The following is a 16,537-nucleotide window of genomic DNA, read 5'->3' as shown; positions in this document are numbered from 1 at the left end:
CGTCGGTGGCGCGTCCCCTATCCCGTGCGGTACGACAACGGCTTACGCATTCCGCTTTTAGGCAAATCGTGAGCGGTTGCTCGTGAATCGACACAGCTACATGGAGCAAGAGTTTGACGAACGGGCTGGCGACATCAAAGAGAGCATTCAGCGCTTTGAGCAGATGCTCGCCAGCGAAGAAAATTTTTACTTCGACCTGGACGTATATGAGCGTCTGGTTGAACATTATCTCAACGAGGCCGACCTCGACCGGGCCTTTCAAGCCGCCGAATCGGGTTTAGCCAATTTTCCCTACGCCCTTGAACTGATGCTTGACCGGGCGCAGATCCTGGCCAACTATCAACGTTTCGACGAAAGCTTAGACCAACTCGATAAAGCGGGTTTATTTAACCCCGGCGACCTCGACGTGCAGTATATGCGCGGCACGGTGCTCAATATGGCAGGCCGGTTTGAAGAGTCTATCGAGGTGCTCGAAGACATGCTGGACCGCACCGACGACAAAGACGACGTGTATTTTCAGATGGCCCAGAGCTATCAGAACTGGGGTAAATTCGACGAGGCCGTGGCCTACTACAAGAAGGCCATTGACCTGAATCCCAACAACGAAAGCGCTCTCTACGAATTGTCGTTCTGCCTCGACATCAACGGCGACCTTGAAGCCAATATTCCGTATTACGAGGGGCTGATCGATAAAGATCCGTACTCGTTCAATGCATGGTATAACCTGGGCATCGCCTACAGCAAACTGACCAAGTATGCCGAGGCGGCGGAAGCGTATGATTACGCCATCCTGATCAAGGACGATTTTGCGTCGGCGCATTTCAACCTGGGCAACACGTACATGAACCTGGGGCAGTTCGACAAGGCTGAAACGTCGTACCGCCTGACGCTGAAATACGAAGAGCCCACCGCCGACACCTACACCCACCTGGGCGCGAGCCTGGAGCGGCAGGACCGCCTGCCCGAAGCCATCAAAGAATACCGCGAAGCCACCAAGATTGATGCCCTCTGGGATGAGGCCTGGTATGGTATCGGGGTGTGTATGAGTGAGTTGGGCAAATGGTACGAGGCTATACCGTTTTTGCAAAAGGCCATTAAGCTCAACGACAACAACGCAGACTACTACGTTATTCTGGCCGAAACCGAATACAAGATCGGCAACGTCGTGTCGAGCGTGGAAGCATTCGAGAAGGCGGCGGAAGTGGATCCCTCCAACGCCGACGTCTACCTGATGTGGTCGCTGATTCCGTTTGATCAGGGGGATTACGAAAAAGCGTATGGCATCATTCAGATGGGCCTGGTTGAATTGCCGCAGGAAGCTGACCTGTATTACCGGGCCGTGGTTTACCAAATTTATGGCGGCAACTATCGCGATGCCCTGCTAAACCTGGAAACAGCCCTCACCCTCGACTACGATACCCACGTGCAGCTATTCGAATTCTTCCCCGAACTGGAAAAGCAAAAGGCGTTGTACAAGATTATTCAACAGTACCACGAGAAATAAAGGAGGAACGGAGGAGGGAAGAAAGGAGGAAGGGGTAGCTGACGCAAGCATCATCGTGCGTCAGCCACCCCTTCCTCCTTTCTTCCCTCCTCCGTTCCTCCTTTATTTCGCCTTATCCGTAAAATCAACTACGGTTACGTCGGCGAGCCAGGGGCCTACAATGCCACCGAAGGCTTTATGGGCGGGGTGCGGCAGGTAGGCGTCGCGGTCTTTTTCGTTGGCGAAGGTCAGGATGAAGGCGTGGGTAAGGCCCTTGTCGTGCTTTTCGGGACTGTTGTTGGTACCCCACTCAAAGCCTTTGATCTGACTAATTTTCGACGGTAGTGCTTCAAACGCGGCTAGGATCTCGTTCAGCTTTTCGGGCGTGGTTTCAGGTTTGAACTTAAACAGAACAATGTGCTTGACCATACCTTTAGCAGCTTGTTTTTTGGGTGGATTGGGTACGTTGGCCAGCAGTGGTTGTGCCAATAATGCCAGGGTGATTGTGAGTAACGTCAGAATTTTTTTCATGAGAATTAAGGGTCAAAAGGGGACCGCGGATTGGGCGGCTTTTTTGTCATCCCGACGACAGGAGCGGTCCGTTGGTTTATTAACTACGCCAGTTTGGCTTGCAACGCCTGATCGAGGGCGTCGAGGAAATCTTCGGTGTTCAGGTAGTGCTCATTGGCCATTAGCTTCGTGCCTTGTGGGTATACCGACAGGGCCAGGTCTTTGGTCATTTTACCGCTTTCCACCACCTCTACGCATACCGCCTCCAGCGCATTAGCGAAGTCGATAAGAGGCTGATTACCATCCAGTTTACCCCGGAACGCCAGGCCACGAGTCCAGGCGTAGATCGAGGCGATGGGGTTGGTACTGGTTTTGTTGCCCTTCTGGTATTCGCGGTAGTGGCGCGTTACGGTGCCGTGGGCGGCTTCGGCCTCCATCACGTTGCCATCGGGCGTAAGCAGCACCGAGGTCATCAGGCCAAGTGAGCCAAAACCCTGCGCAACGGTGTCCGACTGCACATCGCCGTCGTAGTTTTTGCAGGCCCACACAAAATTGCCGTTCCACTTCAGGGCCGAGGCCACCATATCGTCGATGAGGCGGTGTTCGTATTCGATCTTTCCGGCGAACTCTGCATCGTATACCTCCTGAAAAATGTCTTTGAACCGGCCGTCATACTTTTTCAGGATCGTGTTTTTGGTCGACAGGTACAGCGGCCAACCTTTGTCGAGGGCCACGTTCATGCAGGCGCGGGCAAAACCACGAATCGACTCATCGACGTTATACATACCCATGGCTACGCCGGGGCCTTTGAAGTTATACACCTCAAAATCCATCACCTGGCCATCTTCACCTTCAAATTTCATGGTCAGCTTGCCTTTGCCCGGCACCACAAAATCGGTGGCACGGTACTGATCGCCGAAGGCGTGACGGCCAATAATAATGGGGGCTGTCCAGTTGGTAACGAGGCGGGGCACGTTCTGCATCACGATCGGTTCGCGGAAGACGGTGCCGTCCAGGATATTGCGGATCGTGCCGTTGGGCGACTTCCACATCTGCTTGAGGTTGAACTCTTTAACGCGCTGCTCGTCGGGGGTGATGGTAGCGCATTTAATACCGACACCGTACTGCTGAATAGCATGAGCGGCGTCGATGGTTACCTGATCGTTGGTTTCGTCGCGGTATTCAATGCCAAGGTCATAGTATTTAATATCAACATCAACGTAGGGCAGAATCAGCTTGTCTTTGATAAACTTCCAGATGATGCGGGTCATTTCGTCGCCGTCCAGTTCGACAACCGGATTTGCCACTTTAATTTTTTCCATTTTGACAGGTATAAACGATTGAAAACGATACAAAAAAGTAGCCGCAAAAGTAGTGAATCTTCCTTTCTCCGACCCCAGTGTTTTGGCCGTTGGCCGGGTCATTGGGTAAGAAGCTACGGTCTATTTTAAACACCTTTACTTGGTTTGTGTTCTGTCTCCAGTTCATATAAACATTCACATAACTCACTCAACGTATGAATATCAAGCGCGTATTTGGCGTAATCCTGACCCTTCTGGGCCTTGTTGGTCTCATTATGGGCGGTAAGGATCTGATGAGCGGCGGCGTAGCGCAGGCCTCTATTGTCTACCTTGTTTTGGGTGGCATCTTCTTTTTCACCGGCATTAGCCTGATTCGTACTACGGGCGACACGGCGTAGAAGTTAGCCGGGACCAAGCGTAAATAGCTACGCGCTCTGGGGGCTGGCCCTTCGACAAGCTCAGGGTGACAGGGAAATGGATTCTGCTTCTTGAGTGGATCCAAGGTCGTTGTCACCCTAAGCTTGTCGAAGGGCCGTGCGCCAGCACCCAGAGCGCGTAGCTATTTACCCCCAAACCCCTGGTTACTGAAACTTCAAATACGTCAGGGACCGCCATAACCATTCCAGAGGACCATACTGGAACCTTGATAGCCAGAGTCGGCTAAACAGGATCTGCACCAGAAAAATGGGGACGGTTAAGAGTACGGCTTTGGCGGTGCCGATCTCACCGATCAGCCCCAAGCCATACCCGTAAAAAAGTAACGTGCCAATGACCGACTGACCCACGTAGTTGGTCAGGGCCATTTTACCCACCGATGCCAGTGGAGACGCTACCCACTGCCAGCTCACCCGGCTGAATAACAGGGTTAGGCTCGTGATGTAAAACACCGTCAGGGCGCTGTTGCCAAGGTCGAACAGCGCTGAGAAAATAAGCTCTACCGCCTTCGGAGGCTGGTTGTTTTGCCCAATGATGGCAATGGCCGCGGCAAACAAAGCGATGATGCCCAACACGGTGAAGCCAGTATAACGGGTCAGCTTTCCGAAAAGAGCACGATGGTCGGCCAGTTGTTGAAACAGACGCTTACGGCCCGCATACAGCCCCAGCAGGAAGAACCCCAGCGTGATGTAGAGGCGGCCACTGTTGATCTGGAAATCCATTTTTGTTTTGAATTCACTCAGATTTACCCGAATCATTTGCGCGTAGGTACCGTGCTTAATTACTTCATAATTAGCGGCTACCAGTTTTTCGTCGGCCTTTTGCGCGACATCTTGCTGCGCCATCGACGGTGGTGCAACGGCATAGGCCTGATAGGCATCGCGCAGTTTGGCGGGCACATTCAGTACCAGCAAAAGAGCGACTACCAGCACCAGCCGGGGGGGTGCATTACGGAACAATAACAGTGGAAAACCCAGCATGGCGTAAATGCTGAGGATGTCACCCCGCCAATGCAGGTGATGCAGAAATCCGATGCCACCCAAAATAAGCAGTCGCCAGGCAAAACGACGCAGAAACACCCCCGACGATTCGGATGAGCGGGTAAGCATCAGGGCAAAGCTGAGCCCGAAGAGAAAGGAGAAAAACGTGTAGAATTTGCCACTCACGAAGATGCCCACCAGGTTGCTCACAATAGCGTTGGCCACTCCCTGCCCGTTGACCTGATACACCGACCCCGGCAACGGCCCACCATCGAACCAGACCGACAGGTGTGCAACCAGGATGCCGAGCAACGCAAAGCCCCGCAGTGCGTCGACTACCTGAATACGTGTATGCTTAACCGTGTTGCCTGTCGGTAAGCTGGCTAGCTGTGATTCCATACGTTTTAACTGGGAGAGTAGTGGGCAATGGCCTGTTTGGCAAGCTATACAAGTGCTTCTGCATTGAAAGCGCAATCAGAGTTTTATAGAAGGGCTGTTTGGCTGACGAACTGCTGACCAAATGGCGTACGCTGGCTATCCCTGCCAACGAAACCTACCAACACAGCCTGATTAAGTATTTATTGAGTATAATTTACAGAATAATTGCTCATATATTCCTATTTCTGGCTGTACCTTTCGGCAAGTTTTACGTCTTATCTGCCTACCACCTGCTGCTACTCAGTGGCATATTACCACCGTAACCATGAACTTTCATTTACCCAGCTTACCGCCCTTCAGGCAGCGGTCTATTCTATTGGCAGTCAGTGCGTTTATAACGTTATGTTCGTATAACGCATGTGCCCAGGCTTGCTCCGGTACCTTGGGCGATCCCATTCTGAACATGACGTTTGGCAATGGCAGCAACCCCGGCCCGGCCATTGCCAGCCTGACCAACTATACATACGTAAGCAGCGGTTGCCCCGGCGACGGCTATTACACCCTTCGGAATAGTACGTATACAACGCCGACATCGTCGACGGCAGGCTGTTTCAGCAACAGCTGGCACGCCCTCACCAGCGATCATACCGGCGATGGTAACGGCTACATGATGATTATCAACGCCTCCTACACGGCAGGGCAATTTTATAACCAGACCGTAACGGGCCTCTGTGGCGGCACCACCTACGAGTTCTCGAGTTGGATCATCAACCTGCTTAAATCGACCGCCTGCACCAGCAACGCCAGCCGGTTTCCGAACATCACGTTTCGCATTGAAACCACTACCGGTAACCTGATCCAGAGTTTCTCAACAGGCAACGTACCGACAACGGGCGTCGGCAATGCAACACCAGCCTGGAGTCGCTACGCCACGTTTTTCACCACCCCGGCGGGTGTCAGTTCGGTGGTGCTGAAGCTCATCAATAACGCGCCCGGCGGCTGCGGTAACGACCTCGCCCTCGACGATATTCAATTCCGGGCGTGTGGTCCGTCGCTGACAATTTCGGGCAACGCCGGGGCGGGCAACAACCCTATCTGTTTTGGGCAGTCGGTCAACCTGACGTCGAGTATCACGGCGGGCTATACCTCACCAATGTATCAGTGGCAGCAAAGCACCGACAATGTTACGTTTACCGACATTGCCGGTGCCACCTCGGCTTCACTCACCAACACGCCGCCAGCATCGGGCACCCGTTATTACCGGCTGCTCTCGTCTGAATCGGGCAATATTGCCAACACCAAATGCCGGATCGCGTCCAATGTTATTTCACTGGTAGTCAATGCCCTGCCAGTTGCTCCTGCTGTAAATCAGATGAGCTATTGCCTTAATGCCAGCCCCAGCCAGCTGTCGGCTACGGGTAGCGGTTTGCTGTGGTATACGGCCCCTGCGGGTGGTTCGGGTAGTGGCACGGCGCCAACGCCATCGGCCAGTGCAGTGGGTACTACGGCCTATTACGTGAGCCAGATCGTCAACGGTTGTGAAGGCCCGCGGTCAACGCTCAACGTGACGATCAACCCTAAACCTACGCTGGTGCTGAGTGCCTCCACGGTGGGTTGCAGCATCGGTTCGGCGGGGTCATTGTTGGCGTCGGTGTCGGGCGGAACGCCGGGGTATACGTATTCGCTCAACGGCGGGGCGGCAGTCAGTACGGGGGCATTCAACAATCTGGCGGCGGGAGCCTACAACGTTGTCGCTACCGATACCAAAGGCTGTACCTCATCGGCCAGCACCACCATTGCCGCACCGAATCCACTGGCCCTTTCGCTTAAAGCGGGCACCAACTGCAACCTCACGGGCAACAACGGGCTGGTTTCGGCAGAAGCCGGCGGCGGCACCCCCGGCTACCAGTTCGACATCGATGGCACGGGCTACCAGGCAACGTCGACGTTTAATCTGGTCACACCCGGTGCGCATACCATCAGCCTGAAAGATGCCAACGGCTGTGTGCTGTCGGCCACGGCTACAGTGCCCAACGTGCAGGCACTGGCCGTGACGGTAGCCTCCTATAGTGCCTGCACACCCGCCGGGCAGGGCATTATTAACCTCACAGCCAGCAATGGAACCCCTGCCTACGAATACCAGATCAACAGCGGCAGCTACCAGCCCGGCAGTGCCTTTTCGGGTCTTTCGGCGGGCAGTTATACACTGGGCGTGCGCGATTCGCGGGGTTGTTTAAACACCACGTCGGTCACGATCAATGCCAAACCGGCTCCGCCCACGGTAGCGGCCAATCCACAGAATTTTTGTCAGGCACCCGGCACGGGTACGCTCTCAGCTACGGGAACGAGCCTGCTCTGGTACACAGCCTCTACGGGCGGGGCGGGCGTATCCACGCAAAGCATCGCTACAGGGGCGGCAGGCACCACCCCGTTCTACGTAAGCCAAACCCAGAACGGCTGCGAAAGTGACCGCCTTCCGGTATTTGCCACGGTGAACCCTACCGCTACACTGACGCTCGCCACCATTCCACCCTGCAACGCAGCGAGCAACGGGCGGGTGCTGGCCGCCACCACGGGCGGTTCGCCGGGGTTCCAGTTTGCCATCAACGGCGGCGCCGGGCAGGAAGCAAGCGAGTTTGCGGGCTTAAGCGCGGGTAACTACACCGTCACGGCTACCGACGCCAAAGGCTGCGTGGCTACGGGCAGTGTTACGGTGGCGGCACAAGTGAACATGAGCCTGCTGGCGGCTGGTAACGCGGCCTGCATTGTAGCGGGTCAGGGGCAGATCAACGCCACGGTGTCGGGCGGGTCGTCGCCCTGGGAGTTTAAACTGGGCGAAGGTAATTATGTCAGCAACGGAGCCAACGCCACCAAGAACTACAGCGGCATCAACCCCGGCACCTATACCCTCACCGCCCGCGACCTAAACGGCTGTACAGCAGCCACCAACGTTAGTTTCAACGCCACGCCCGTAGCCGGAGCCAGCGGGGGCTGCACCGGTACCGGCCCCAACGACGCCCTGATTGAACTCGTAGCTGCCGACGCAGGCGACGGAGCCGTCTACGCCTGGACAGGCCCATTGGGGTACACGGCGTCGGAAACCAGCATCACCAGCACCTTTGCCTACACCTCGGCTAACCAGAACGGGACCTACAGCCTGACTGTGACAAAAGACGGTTGCCAGGCCACCTCAACCGTAGCCGTGCAATGCAGTGCCGCCCTGCCTGTGCGGCTGGTTCGTTTCGCGGGGCAACAGGTAGAGAAAACGGTGGTACTCAACTGGGCCACCACCGAAGAGATCAACGCCTCCCACTTCGAGTTGCTGCACAGCACCGACGCGCGGTCGTTTGAGTCAATAGCACACGTGACAGCAACAGGAGGCACCAACCCGGTGAATGCCTACAACTGGATAGACAGCAACCCGCTTTCGGGCATTACGTACTACCAGCTCCGTGCGGTCGACCGTGACGGCAGCAGCCAGTTATCCAAGATCGTTTCGGTGCACTACTCGACGGATAACAAGACGTTTGTTGTAGTCAACCCTGCCGAGGCCGATGGGCGTGTTCTGGTCATTACCGACGTGGCCGAACCCCGTTTCAGCTTCACTGACCTGACCGGCCGCACCCTGGTGACGTCGGTGCTGGACCATGTCGATAACCGCATTTGGCTCTACATTCATAAAACGGATGCCGTACAGGTGGGCATTTTGCGCATGCAGTCGCTGAACGGGACTTTCAGCGAAAAAGTGAAGTTTAAGTAGCCACTAACACCCGGCGGGCCGGGAGCCGTTACGGACGGTATTGTGGCGAAAACAAGGGGGAAGGCGTATGTGCTTCGGCCATGTACGCCTTCATCCGGGCCACTATATCGGTGTGCTGGGAAGCCACGTTCGTGCGCTCGCCGGGGTCTTTGTCCAGATCAAAGAGGTAAACCGTTTCGCTGCCCGCCTTGGGCGCCAGGCTAACGGCTTTCCACTGACCACTCCGCACGGCCCGGCTGAACCCCCGTTCATAGAACTCCCAATACAGGTAGGGATGCACCGACTGGTTTTTCTGGTCCAGCAGCGTCGGCAGAAAGGAAATACCATCTACCGGGTTGGGGAGCGTTGCTCCCGCTACGCTGCTCAGGGTGGGCAGCACATCATAGAATGCCCCGATAAACCCATTAACGGCGCCTGCCTTCACCCGCCCGGGCCAGCGAACAATAAACGGTGTCCGGATTCCCCCGTCGAACAGGTCGCGTTTAATGCCCCGCAACGGCCCCGAACTGCCCATCAGCGCCACGTCGTCCAGGCTACGGCCACCTTCTATATGCGTCCCGTTGTCAGAAGCAAACAGCACCATCGTGTTGTTGGCGATACCCAGCGCGTCGAGTTTTTTCAGGACCTGCCCCACATAATCATCAAGCTGTGTCACCATGGCGGCGTAGGCTGCTTTGGGCGTGGCCTGCTCCCCGTAGTGATTACCCGCCGGAAAAGGAATTTCGGGCTGGAACCGACTCTGGCCGTTTTTATGCTTGTATTGATTAAGGTATTTGGCCGGCGTGTGCAGTTCGGCATGGGGAATCGTAAACGCCAGATACAGCAGAAAAGGCTGGGCTTTATGACGGGCCAAAAACGACAGGGCTTTCTGCGTGAAGGCCTCGTTGTTATAGGAACCGGCAGGCTGGTCTACCTTCACGGTTTCGCCCTTGCTGATCTCCCATAAAAACGGATGCTGCTGAAAGTGGGCCTCTACGTGGTTCACATGACCATAAAACTCGTCCCATCCTTTGCGGTGCGGGGCACCCTCCGTGTCGGGCATACCGAGTCCCCACTTGCCAAACATCCCCGTTGCGTATCCGGCTTTTTTAAGCACCTCCGGAATGATGACATCTTCCCGACGGAGGGGCTTTTCGCCATTACCCCGAATCTGTGCATGGCCCATGTGCATGCCGGTCATCAGGGCGCAACGTGAAGGAGCGCACACGGTATTGCCCGCGTAGAAGTCGGTGAACCGCATGCCCTGGGCCGCCAGCCGGTCGAGATTGGGCGTTCTGATGATGTTTATGCCGGCGCTGGCGGGTCGATAACAGCCCAGATCGCCGTAGCCCAGATCATCGGCCAGGATAAAAATGATGTTGGGGGGACCGTCTGCGGCAGCGCCAATGCCCGGCGACATGGTATCGGGACGACTGGTAAGGGAAACGGCCAACGCGCCTACGGCCAGCATCGGTAACAGCAGGTGTCTCTTTTTCATGGGGTTGAGATCATAAGCACCGGTGTCATCACCAACCGGAGCCAGGTGTTTTGGTTGGCAAACGGGCATCGACATCCCGGCACCACGGCTTCAGCTTACGCTGTAGCCATCACCCTGCAAAATGGTCGGGTTCACCTCTTTTACTGCTGTACTACCGGGAAACGAACCTGAACAGGCTGAGATGTATTGCAAGTGGCACAAAAAAAGCAGTCACGAATTAACGCAACTGCTTAATTTCCAATGCTCCCGAAGCTGGGGGCACTAAGATAAATTTATGTGCTGATAATGAGCACATTACAACCGCTGAATAAGTAAACTCACATTATCTGCACAGAAGTCAGAGCCATTTGGACTTACAACTTAACGTATCTTCTTGATAGTCAATAGTTTTTGTGTAACTAGATTTTGAGAATGTACTTGAGTTTGTTACCAGACAACTTCTTTACTATGCATACCTACGCATCATAATATGTTACTACAAGAGTATAAAAGGTCATCTTTAAGTAAACTTTTATTAATTATAGGTTCACTTATGTAGTAATTTGTGATGAGAATAGACTATATTTAAAAGTTCTTAGTATGTTTGATCTAATAATTGGCAATTAAGAGTGAGCTACTCCTTTAAAATAAATCTTAACATATCATCACTGTGGCCTCAGTAAAGAGAAAAAATTATAATCAGCTTTTGACTAATATACGTAATCGCAGAACAGAGTATGACTCAAACGGTAGATTAGAAAATTCAATTTTAACTCAGTCTTTTGAAAAAGCGGATATACCTGAAACTATAAAGTACGTGTATGAATCTATGGAATCAGTAGATAATGATTACACAAAAAAAACATATGAAGAAGCGGAACGTGTTCAGAGCCAAATTACCGCTGGTTTAATTTCCGCCAAAGGAGTTATTCAAGATGTGATTTACGACTATCAAGGTTCTGTACCCACTGACACGCACATTAAGATACACAGTGATCTTGACATACTAGTGATACATGATGTATTTTATCATGGCGTTTCACTTACTTCTCCATTTATACCTTACACGGGAGATCCAATAAAAGAGATGAAAGAGATGAGAACAAATATCTACAATAGGCTTACTAGTACATTTTATAAAGCTAAAGTCCGCAATGATAAGGCTAAAGCAATACAAATATCTGGGGGTTCACTAAAGCGTAAATTTGACATTCTTGTCTGTAGTAGATACAATACGCTAGAATACGTAAGTTCAAGGCAAGATCACCTGAGAGCTATCAAACTATACGATAATGAATTGGAGGATTTTCAAGAAGACCACCCCTTTTATCATATATATAAAGTAAATGAAAAGAATAACTCGTTGAAGGTTCGTGGAAATCTAAAAAGAATGATAAGGTTGTTAAAAAATATTAAGGCAGATTCAAACCTGAATATTGAAATATCAAGTTTCCTTATTACTAGCATTATGTACAACATGGATGAGCAGTATTACAATGTTGACAACATACGATTACATCAGTTACTTGTAAACGCAAGTTTACATTTGACAAAAATTTTAGAACAGGAAGCATTTAGAAAAAGCCTGATCTCTCCAAATGGAAAAGAACTACTGTTTACAAGCAAAAATCAAACTGTTGTATTAGAAATTATAAAACTAAAACGTGAACTTGATATTACAATTGCTGATTTAGCAGATGATTTCAAAGAAGTATATCCTTTTTTAGATAAACAAGAACTTCAGAAAGGAGACATTTTGATTGAAAATAATGCTAATTTGAATGAGTCTTATAAAGTCTTAAACCAAGCACCTTACTTTTATTCTCTCACATATTAATCTGAAACCCATGAAACCTAGGCTATTTATCGGCTCATCAAGTGAGAGTATCGCCTTTTTGAATGAAGTAAAGTTATACATCGAACCACATGTTGATGTAGTAGCTTGGACGCACAAAGATGTCTTTTCTCCGAACAAAGGAACTTTAGAAAGTTTAGTAAAGCAAACAAAGCTCTCTGATTTCTCAATACTAATAGCAACTAAAGACGATATAGTTGACATTCCATCAAGAGGAATAACGAAGCAAACAGCTCGTGACAATGTTATTTTTGAATTTGGCTTATTTTTAGGGGCAACTAGTTTAAATAGAGCTTTTCTACTAGCTGAAGAAGGAATTGATTTACCCTCAGACATGCTTGGAGTAAGTGTCTTAAATTTTTCTACTGATTCGACTAAATACAACTATTTTCAAAAAAAATGCGATGAGATATTGTCGATTGTAAATCAAATGAACGGTATTGGAGAGCTTGGTTTTGTACCTTCAACTGCTTTGGCAATTGGTTACTTTCATAGTTTTGTAAAACGAACTTGTGAAGAGATTAGTAGGCAAAAAAGGGTGACAGTTGAAAGAAATAATGTATCCATAAACTCTTTTCAATTGTATGTAATTATACCAGACGATTTAGATGAAAGCGGTGTAGATAGCTTTAAGGAGAATTTTAATATATCTCGCGATTTAGAACCAGCATCTACGGTCGAAATTAATCCAACAAAAAGAGGATATCCTTTTCACTTCAAGATAGACCCTCCAGGACAAGACTTATCGGGATCGATTGACGCCAAATTGTATGATGTTCCCACAACTCTAAATACAATTTTAGAGGCTTTAAAGCTATATTATCCTTCTTCACAAATTGGCACTGATCGAGAACGAGAAAATTTAGAAAAAAGAGAGTTAAAAAACTTCGGTAGTGTTCTTAAATATTTAATCAGTAAAAATTCTTGGACAAAGAATAATGTTCAAGTTCTTGAAGATGTTGTAATTTAGTTCAGTTTATTGTCAGGATTTGTGTGGAATACATTAATTCTGACAATAAATTAGTTATTCTTCTTCTAAAAATTCAAAAACTCCATTTACCCAATTTCTAGCTTCTGCAAGAGAAATTTTTTCTTTTCTTTCCCTTGATTTACGTTTGTAGGCATCGATAAACCATTTATCTGTAACAAATCCAGATGTTGCTATAAATTCATTCAGCAAAAAATCTGTTGCTTCGTAGCTGAAAAGATAATCTCCTATAATTTTCAATTCATCATCCGTAAACTTAAAATCGGTCAATTTCAGGTCGCTAACATCTATATCCTTGTTCTCCTCGAATTCTTCATTAATATCCCTAATGCCTAACGTCCTAGCAACGTGCAAGGAAGTAATGATTACTTGAGAAGCGAACTTATCCCTTGTCCATTCAATAAAGGACTTATACAGTGTGATGTAACATAAAAACCCCCAAATCAGACTGATTTGGGGGTTTTGCTCCCGAAGCTGGGCTCGAACCAGCGACCCTCTGATTAACAGTCGTAGTCGAAGGCTTTTTAGCCCCTCCCCGTAAGCTTATCGCTGTTATTCAACTATATTGATAAACAGCAAGTTAGTTCAATATTTCAAACGCTGTGTTATCGCTTTTTAGCGTTGATTATGTAGATTTGTATTGCAAGTTGTATTGCAACTAACAGCAAATTCTACCCACAATTAACCGTTATGATCAAGGTAACGTTCAGTCTGTTTTTTGACAAAAGGGCCAGTAAAGAAGGTGAAGGGGTGATCAAATGGCTTATCTGTCAAGACAGAAAACAACGCCTGTTCTCAACTGGTCGTAAGATAACCCTTTCTGAATGGGCTTTCCTGCAAGACAGCAAAAACAAGCTCGACAACAGGATTAAGGATGAAAACAAAATTCGACTCTGGCATGAATGTTATGGAGATACCTATCTAGACGATTTTGGCAAAACTCATACTAGCTATCTGAAACGGGCGCAACTAGTCATTGGTCAGCTAGGCGACCGTTTTACATTTGATGCATTTGTTGAAGCTCTCACAAACTGGGGTAAAGAAGAAAGCAAGCCCGTCGAACAAACTGACCTTATAGCCTCCCTATTTGCCAAAGCTACCAGCATGATCAATAGCGGGCGTCTCGGTAATGCGATCAACTACGAACTGGCGGCAAAATCGTTGCGCCGGTTTGTCGACTCCTTCACCGATGAGGAACGTAAAGAGTTCTTAGGCATTCCAGTGCCCCGCCGATTAAGTCAGCCACGCCCAGCCGCATCTTTACAATTTAGCCATCTGACATCCCATTTTCTTGCAACGTATGAGCAATGGATGTTAAGCTGTGGTAAAGCTCCACAAAGCAAACTGAAATCAGCAACGGGAGCGAGCCTCACCACTGTAGGAATCTATTTGCGGCATGTTCGGGCCGTGGTAAATGATGCCATACAAGCTGGGATAATGAGCCATGAAACCTATCCGTTTGGGCGCAACCGCTACGTAATACCAGCCGGGGCTAACGTGAAGAAAGCGTTACCCAAAGCCGCCATTGAGCAGATTAAAGCATACAAGCCCATATTAGGCACTATGGAACACCGTAGTCATGATCTATGGCTATTCTCCTATTTCTGCAATGGTGCTAACCTAACTGACCTTTGTCACCTCACTTGGGGACGGGTTGATCTCAAAGGCAAGAAACTAACGTTTATACGGCAGAAGACTGCTCGAAGTAAGAAGCAGAATCAAACGCCTGTTGTAGCTCACCTACGTCCTGAAACTATTGCCATTATTGAGCGCTGGGGTACTTCGATTAGGCATGCGAACGGATACGTGTTCCCGTTTCTTAACACAGCGATGACTGATCATCAGAAGAGGCAGGCAGTACACCAAACCGTAAAAATGACAAACAAATGGATGAAGAAGATTGCTGAACAGTTAGGGATTGAAGGAGACGTAAACACTTACTCAGCCCGTCACTCATTCGCTACCAATTTGTTGAAAGGAAATGCCTCGCTCGCCTTCATTTCCAAATCATTGGGCCATACCAACATCAAGACAACGGAGAGCTACCTAGGGTCCTTCGATGACGACGAGGCCAAAGAGTTCCTAAGTGCTCTTTAAACCAGACTGATTGTTAACTGAATACAATTGTGAATTTTGACATCGTAAACAAGACCCAAACTTTGTTTGAGGAAATTGCTCTGCTGTATACTGCATTTGGACGTAACCCGCATGATGGTCTTTCTTTACTCCGAGGTGATGAGCATGCCATTGTCGATTTAAGCATAAAGTATGCCTCTGTTGATATGCCATCCTTGCCTCAACTACCTGCTAGCATAGTCTTTGAGAGGTTGCGGGCATTAGGGCAAACTTCGCCTAATGTTTGGCAGTGGTTATTCAGAGATCGGATTGAGGTGCTTCAACGGGAGCTAACTGCCTTTAAGAGTGAGGTAAGTATGCTGGAGACCAATGGGAAGGCACTTAAGTTTCTAGATCATTATAAGAGTACATTACAGATGGTGATCGAAGCCTTGACCGATTTTGCGGGTAAAGTGCCTGCTGATTTTTCAGACTTGGATGCAAATACTGACTGGCTCAACTTATTCAATGGACTCAATGGCTATGTAACTCATGCTATTAGAATCGCTAAACTTTACGAAAGTGTACTTACGATTTATGTGACCAGTTCCGAGGAGCGGACTACTGAGTCTGAAAGTTCGTTTAAACTATCCGACAGGACCGGGGCAAGGTCAGATCTAATTCGCATCCTAAATGTTCTGTATGATCTACGACTTGTTACAGAACAAAATGGTGATTTACCAACAAAGAAGGTGTTTGTACAGCGAGTAGGCGGCCTTTTGGGCATTGATGAAAAGAGTTATCATCAAGTCTTACAGCAGGCTCACAGGCAATCAGAAACAGTCAATCTGAGGGTGTTTAGCGAAATGAAAGAGATTGTTAAAAAACAGCTAGATAATAAGCAAAATGATAGAAGACAATAATGACTATATACAGAGTATATACACATGAAAGTATTAGCATTTGACATTTGCACTATCAATAAACAGACACAAATGTCATGGTGATCATTCAAATAGAGAGTACAGAGTTAAGCAATCTGATCCAGAATGCTGTTCGTGAGGCAATAAGCAATCAATCTGGTAACACAGCTCTCCAGACAGAACATCGGACTGGACCGGATGAGGAAAAGCCTCTAAACGTGGCCAAGGCAGCGGAGTTTCTGGATATATCAGAACAGACCGTCTACCAGAATATTAAAAAGATACCGCATAGGAAGCGGTTCGGGCGGCTCTATTTTTTGAAGAGTGAGTTAATCGCCTATCTGGAAGCTGGGGTACAAAACAGGAACTGAGCGGTGGCAATCGCCGCTCCACTTTCCATAAACAATCGCCTT

The 16,537-nt window shown here is 49.3% G+C and carries 13 protein-coding genes; 8 read left to right on the top strand and 5 right to left on the bottom strand.

What is annotated here, in order from left to right; translation table 11 throughout:
* Positions 1–100: 100 nt before the first annotated feature.
* Positions 101–1,504: a tetratricopeptide repeat protein gene (locus tag J2I47_RS19330; protein WP_207366239.1), complete on the top strand. Its 1,404-nt coding sequence runs from the start codon at positions 101–103 to the stop codon at positions 1,502–1,504.
* A gap of 102 nt (positions 1,505–1,606) precedes the next feature.
* On the opposite strand, the gene J2I47_RS19325 is transcribed toward J2I47_RS19330, so the two are convergent.
* Positions 1,607–2,014 carry a Dabb family protein gene (locus tag J2I47_RS19325; RefSeq protein WP_207366238.1) on the bottom strand — a complete coding sequence of 136 codons (408 nt, stop codon included), beginning with the start codon at positions 2,012–2,014 and terminating at the stop codon, positions 1,607–1,609.
* Between the two features lie 83 nt (positions 2,015–2,097).
* The gene (locus J2I47_RS19320) at positions 2,098–3,315 is read right to left on the bottom strand and encodes an NADP-dependent isocitrate dehydrogenase (RefSeq protein ID WP_207366237.1); all 1,218 of its coding nucleotides are present in this window, start codon (positions 3,313–3,315) and stop codon (positions 2,098–2,100) included.
* A 194-nt stretch (positions 3,316–3,509) separates the two neighbouring features.
* On the opposite strand from J2I47_RS19320, the gene J2I47_RS19315 reads away from it, so the two are divergent.
* Complete coding sequence (locus tag J2I47_RS19315; protein WP_207335261.1) at positions 3,510–3,692, top strand: hypothetical protein; 183 nt, start codon at positions 3,510–3,512, stop codon at positions 3,690–3,692.
* 183 nt (positions 3,693–3,875) lie between these two features.
* Here the strand turns inward: J2I47_RS19315 and J2I47_RS19310 are convergent, their stop codons facing one another.
* The gene (locus J2I47_RS19310; protein WP_207366236.1) at positions 3,876–5,108 is read right to left on the bottom strand and encodes a DUF418 domain-containing protein; all 1,233 of its coding nucleotides are present in this window, start codon (positions 5,106–5,108) and stop codon (positions 3,876–3,878) included.
* A gap of 304 nt (positions 5,109–5,412) precedes the next feature.
* Here J2I47_RS19310 and J2I47_RS19305 point away from each other — a divergent pair, with 304 nt between their 5' ends.
* Positions 5,413–8,847: an Ig-like domain-containing protein gene (locus tag J2I47_RS19305; RefSeq protein WP_207366235.1), complete on the top strand. Its 3,435-nt coding sequence runs from the start codon at positions 5,413–5,415 to the stop codon at positions 8,845–8,847.
* A 28-nt stretch (positions 8,848–8,875) separates the two neighbouring features.
* On the opposite strand, the gene J2I47_RS19300 is transcribed toward J2I47_RS19305, so the two are convergent.
* Complete coding sequence (locus tag J2I47_RS19300; protein ID WP_229374778.1) at positions 8,876–10,324, bottom strand: arylsulfatase; 1,449 nt, start codon at positions 10,322–10,324, stop codon at positions 8,876–8,878.
* A gap of 649 nt (positions 10,325–10,973) precedes the next feature.
* Here J2I47_RS19300 and J2I47_RS19295 point away from each other — a divergent pair.
* The gene (locus tag J2I47_RS19295) at positions 10,974–12,140 is read left to right on the top strand and encodes a nucleotidyltransferase-like protein (RefSeq protein ID WP_207366234.1); all 1,167 of its coding nucleotides are present in this window, start codon (positions 10,974–10,976) and stop codon (positions 12,138–12,140) included.
* A gap of 10 nt (positions 12,141–12,150) precedes the next feature.
* Positions 12,151–13,128, top strand: a complete 978-nt coding sequence (locus J2I47_RS19290) for an STING domain-containing protein (protein WP_207366233.1) — start codon at positions 12,151–12,153, stop codon at positions 13,126–13,128.
* 54 nt (positions 13,129–13,182) lie between these two features.
* On the opposite strand, the gene J2I47_RS19285 is transcribed toward J2I47_RS19290, so the two are convergent.
* Positions 13,183–13,500, bottom strand: coding sequence for a hypothetical protein (locus J2I47_RS19285; RefSeq protein WP_207366232.1), 318 nt, complete (start codon positions 13,498–13,500; stop codon positions 13,183–13,185).
* A 336-nt stretch (positions 13,501–13,836) separates the two neighbouring features.
* On the opposite strand from J2I47_RS19285, the gene J2I47_RS19280 reads away from it, so the two are divergent.
* The 3 genes from J2I47_RS19280 to J2I47_RS19270 all read left to right on the top strand — a co-directional run bounded on the left by J2I47_RS19280 (position 13,837) and on the right by J2I47_RS19270 (position 16,495).
* Positions 13,837–15,243, top strand: coding sequence for a tyrosine-type recombinase/integrase (locus J2I47_RS19280; RefSeq protein ID WP_207366231.1), 1,407 nt, complete (start codon positions 13,837–13,839; stop codon positions 15,241–15,243).
* A gap of 29 nt (positions 15,244–15,272) precedes the next feature.
* Complete coding sequence (locus tag J2I47_RS19275; protein WP_207366230.1) at positions 15,273–16,124, top strand: hypothetical protein; 852 nt, start codon at positions 15,273–15,275, stop codon at positions 16,122–16,124.
* A gap of 77 nt (positions 16,125–16,201) precedes the next feature.
* The gene (locus J2I47_RS19270) at positions 16,202–16,495 is read left to right on the top strand and encodes a helix-turn-helix domain-containing protein (protein ID WP_207366229.1); all 294 of its coding nucleotides are present in this window, start codon (positions 16,202–16,204) and stop codon (positions 16,493–16,495) included.
* The last annotated feature ends 42 nt before the right edge of the window (positions 16,496–16,537 follow it).

It is taken from the genome of Fibrella rubiginis (genome assembly GCF_017353185.1).
Taxonomy (GTDB): domain Bacteria; phylum Bacteroidota; class Bacteroidia; order Cytophagales; family Spirosomataceae; genus Fibrella; species Fibrella rubiginis.
Note: the sequence above shows the minus strand (reverse complement) of the source record. Positions and strands in the feature narration are given on the sequence as shown.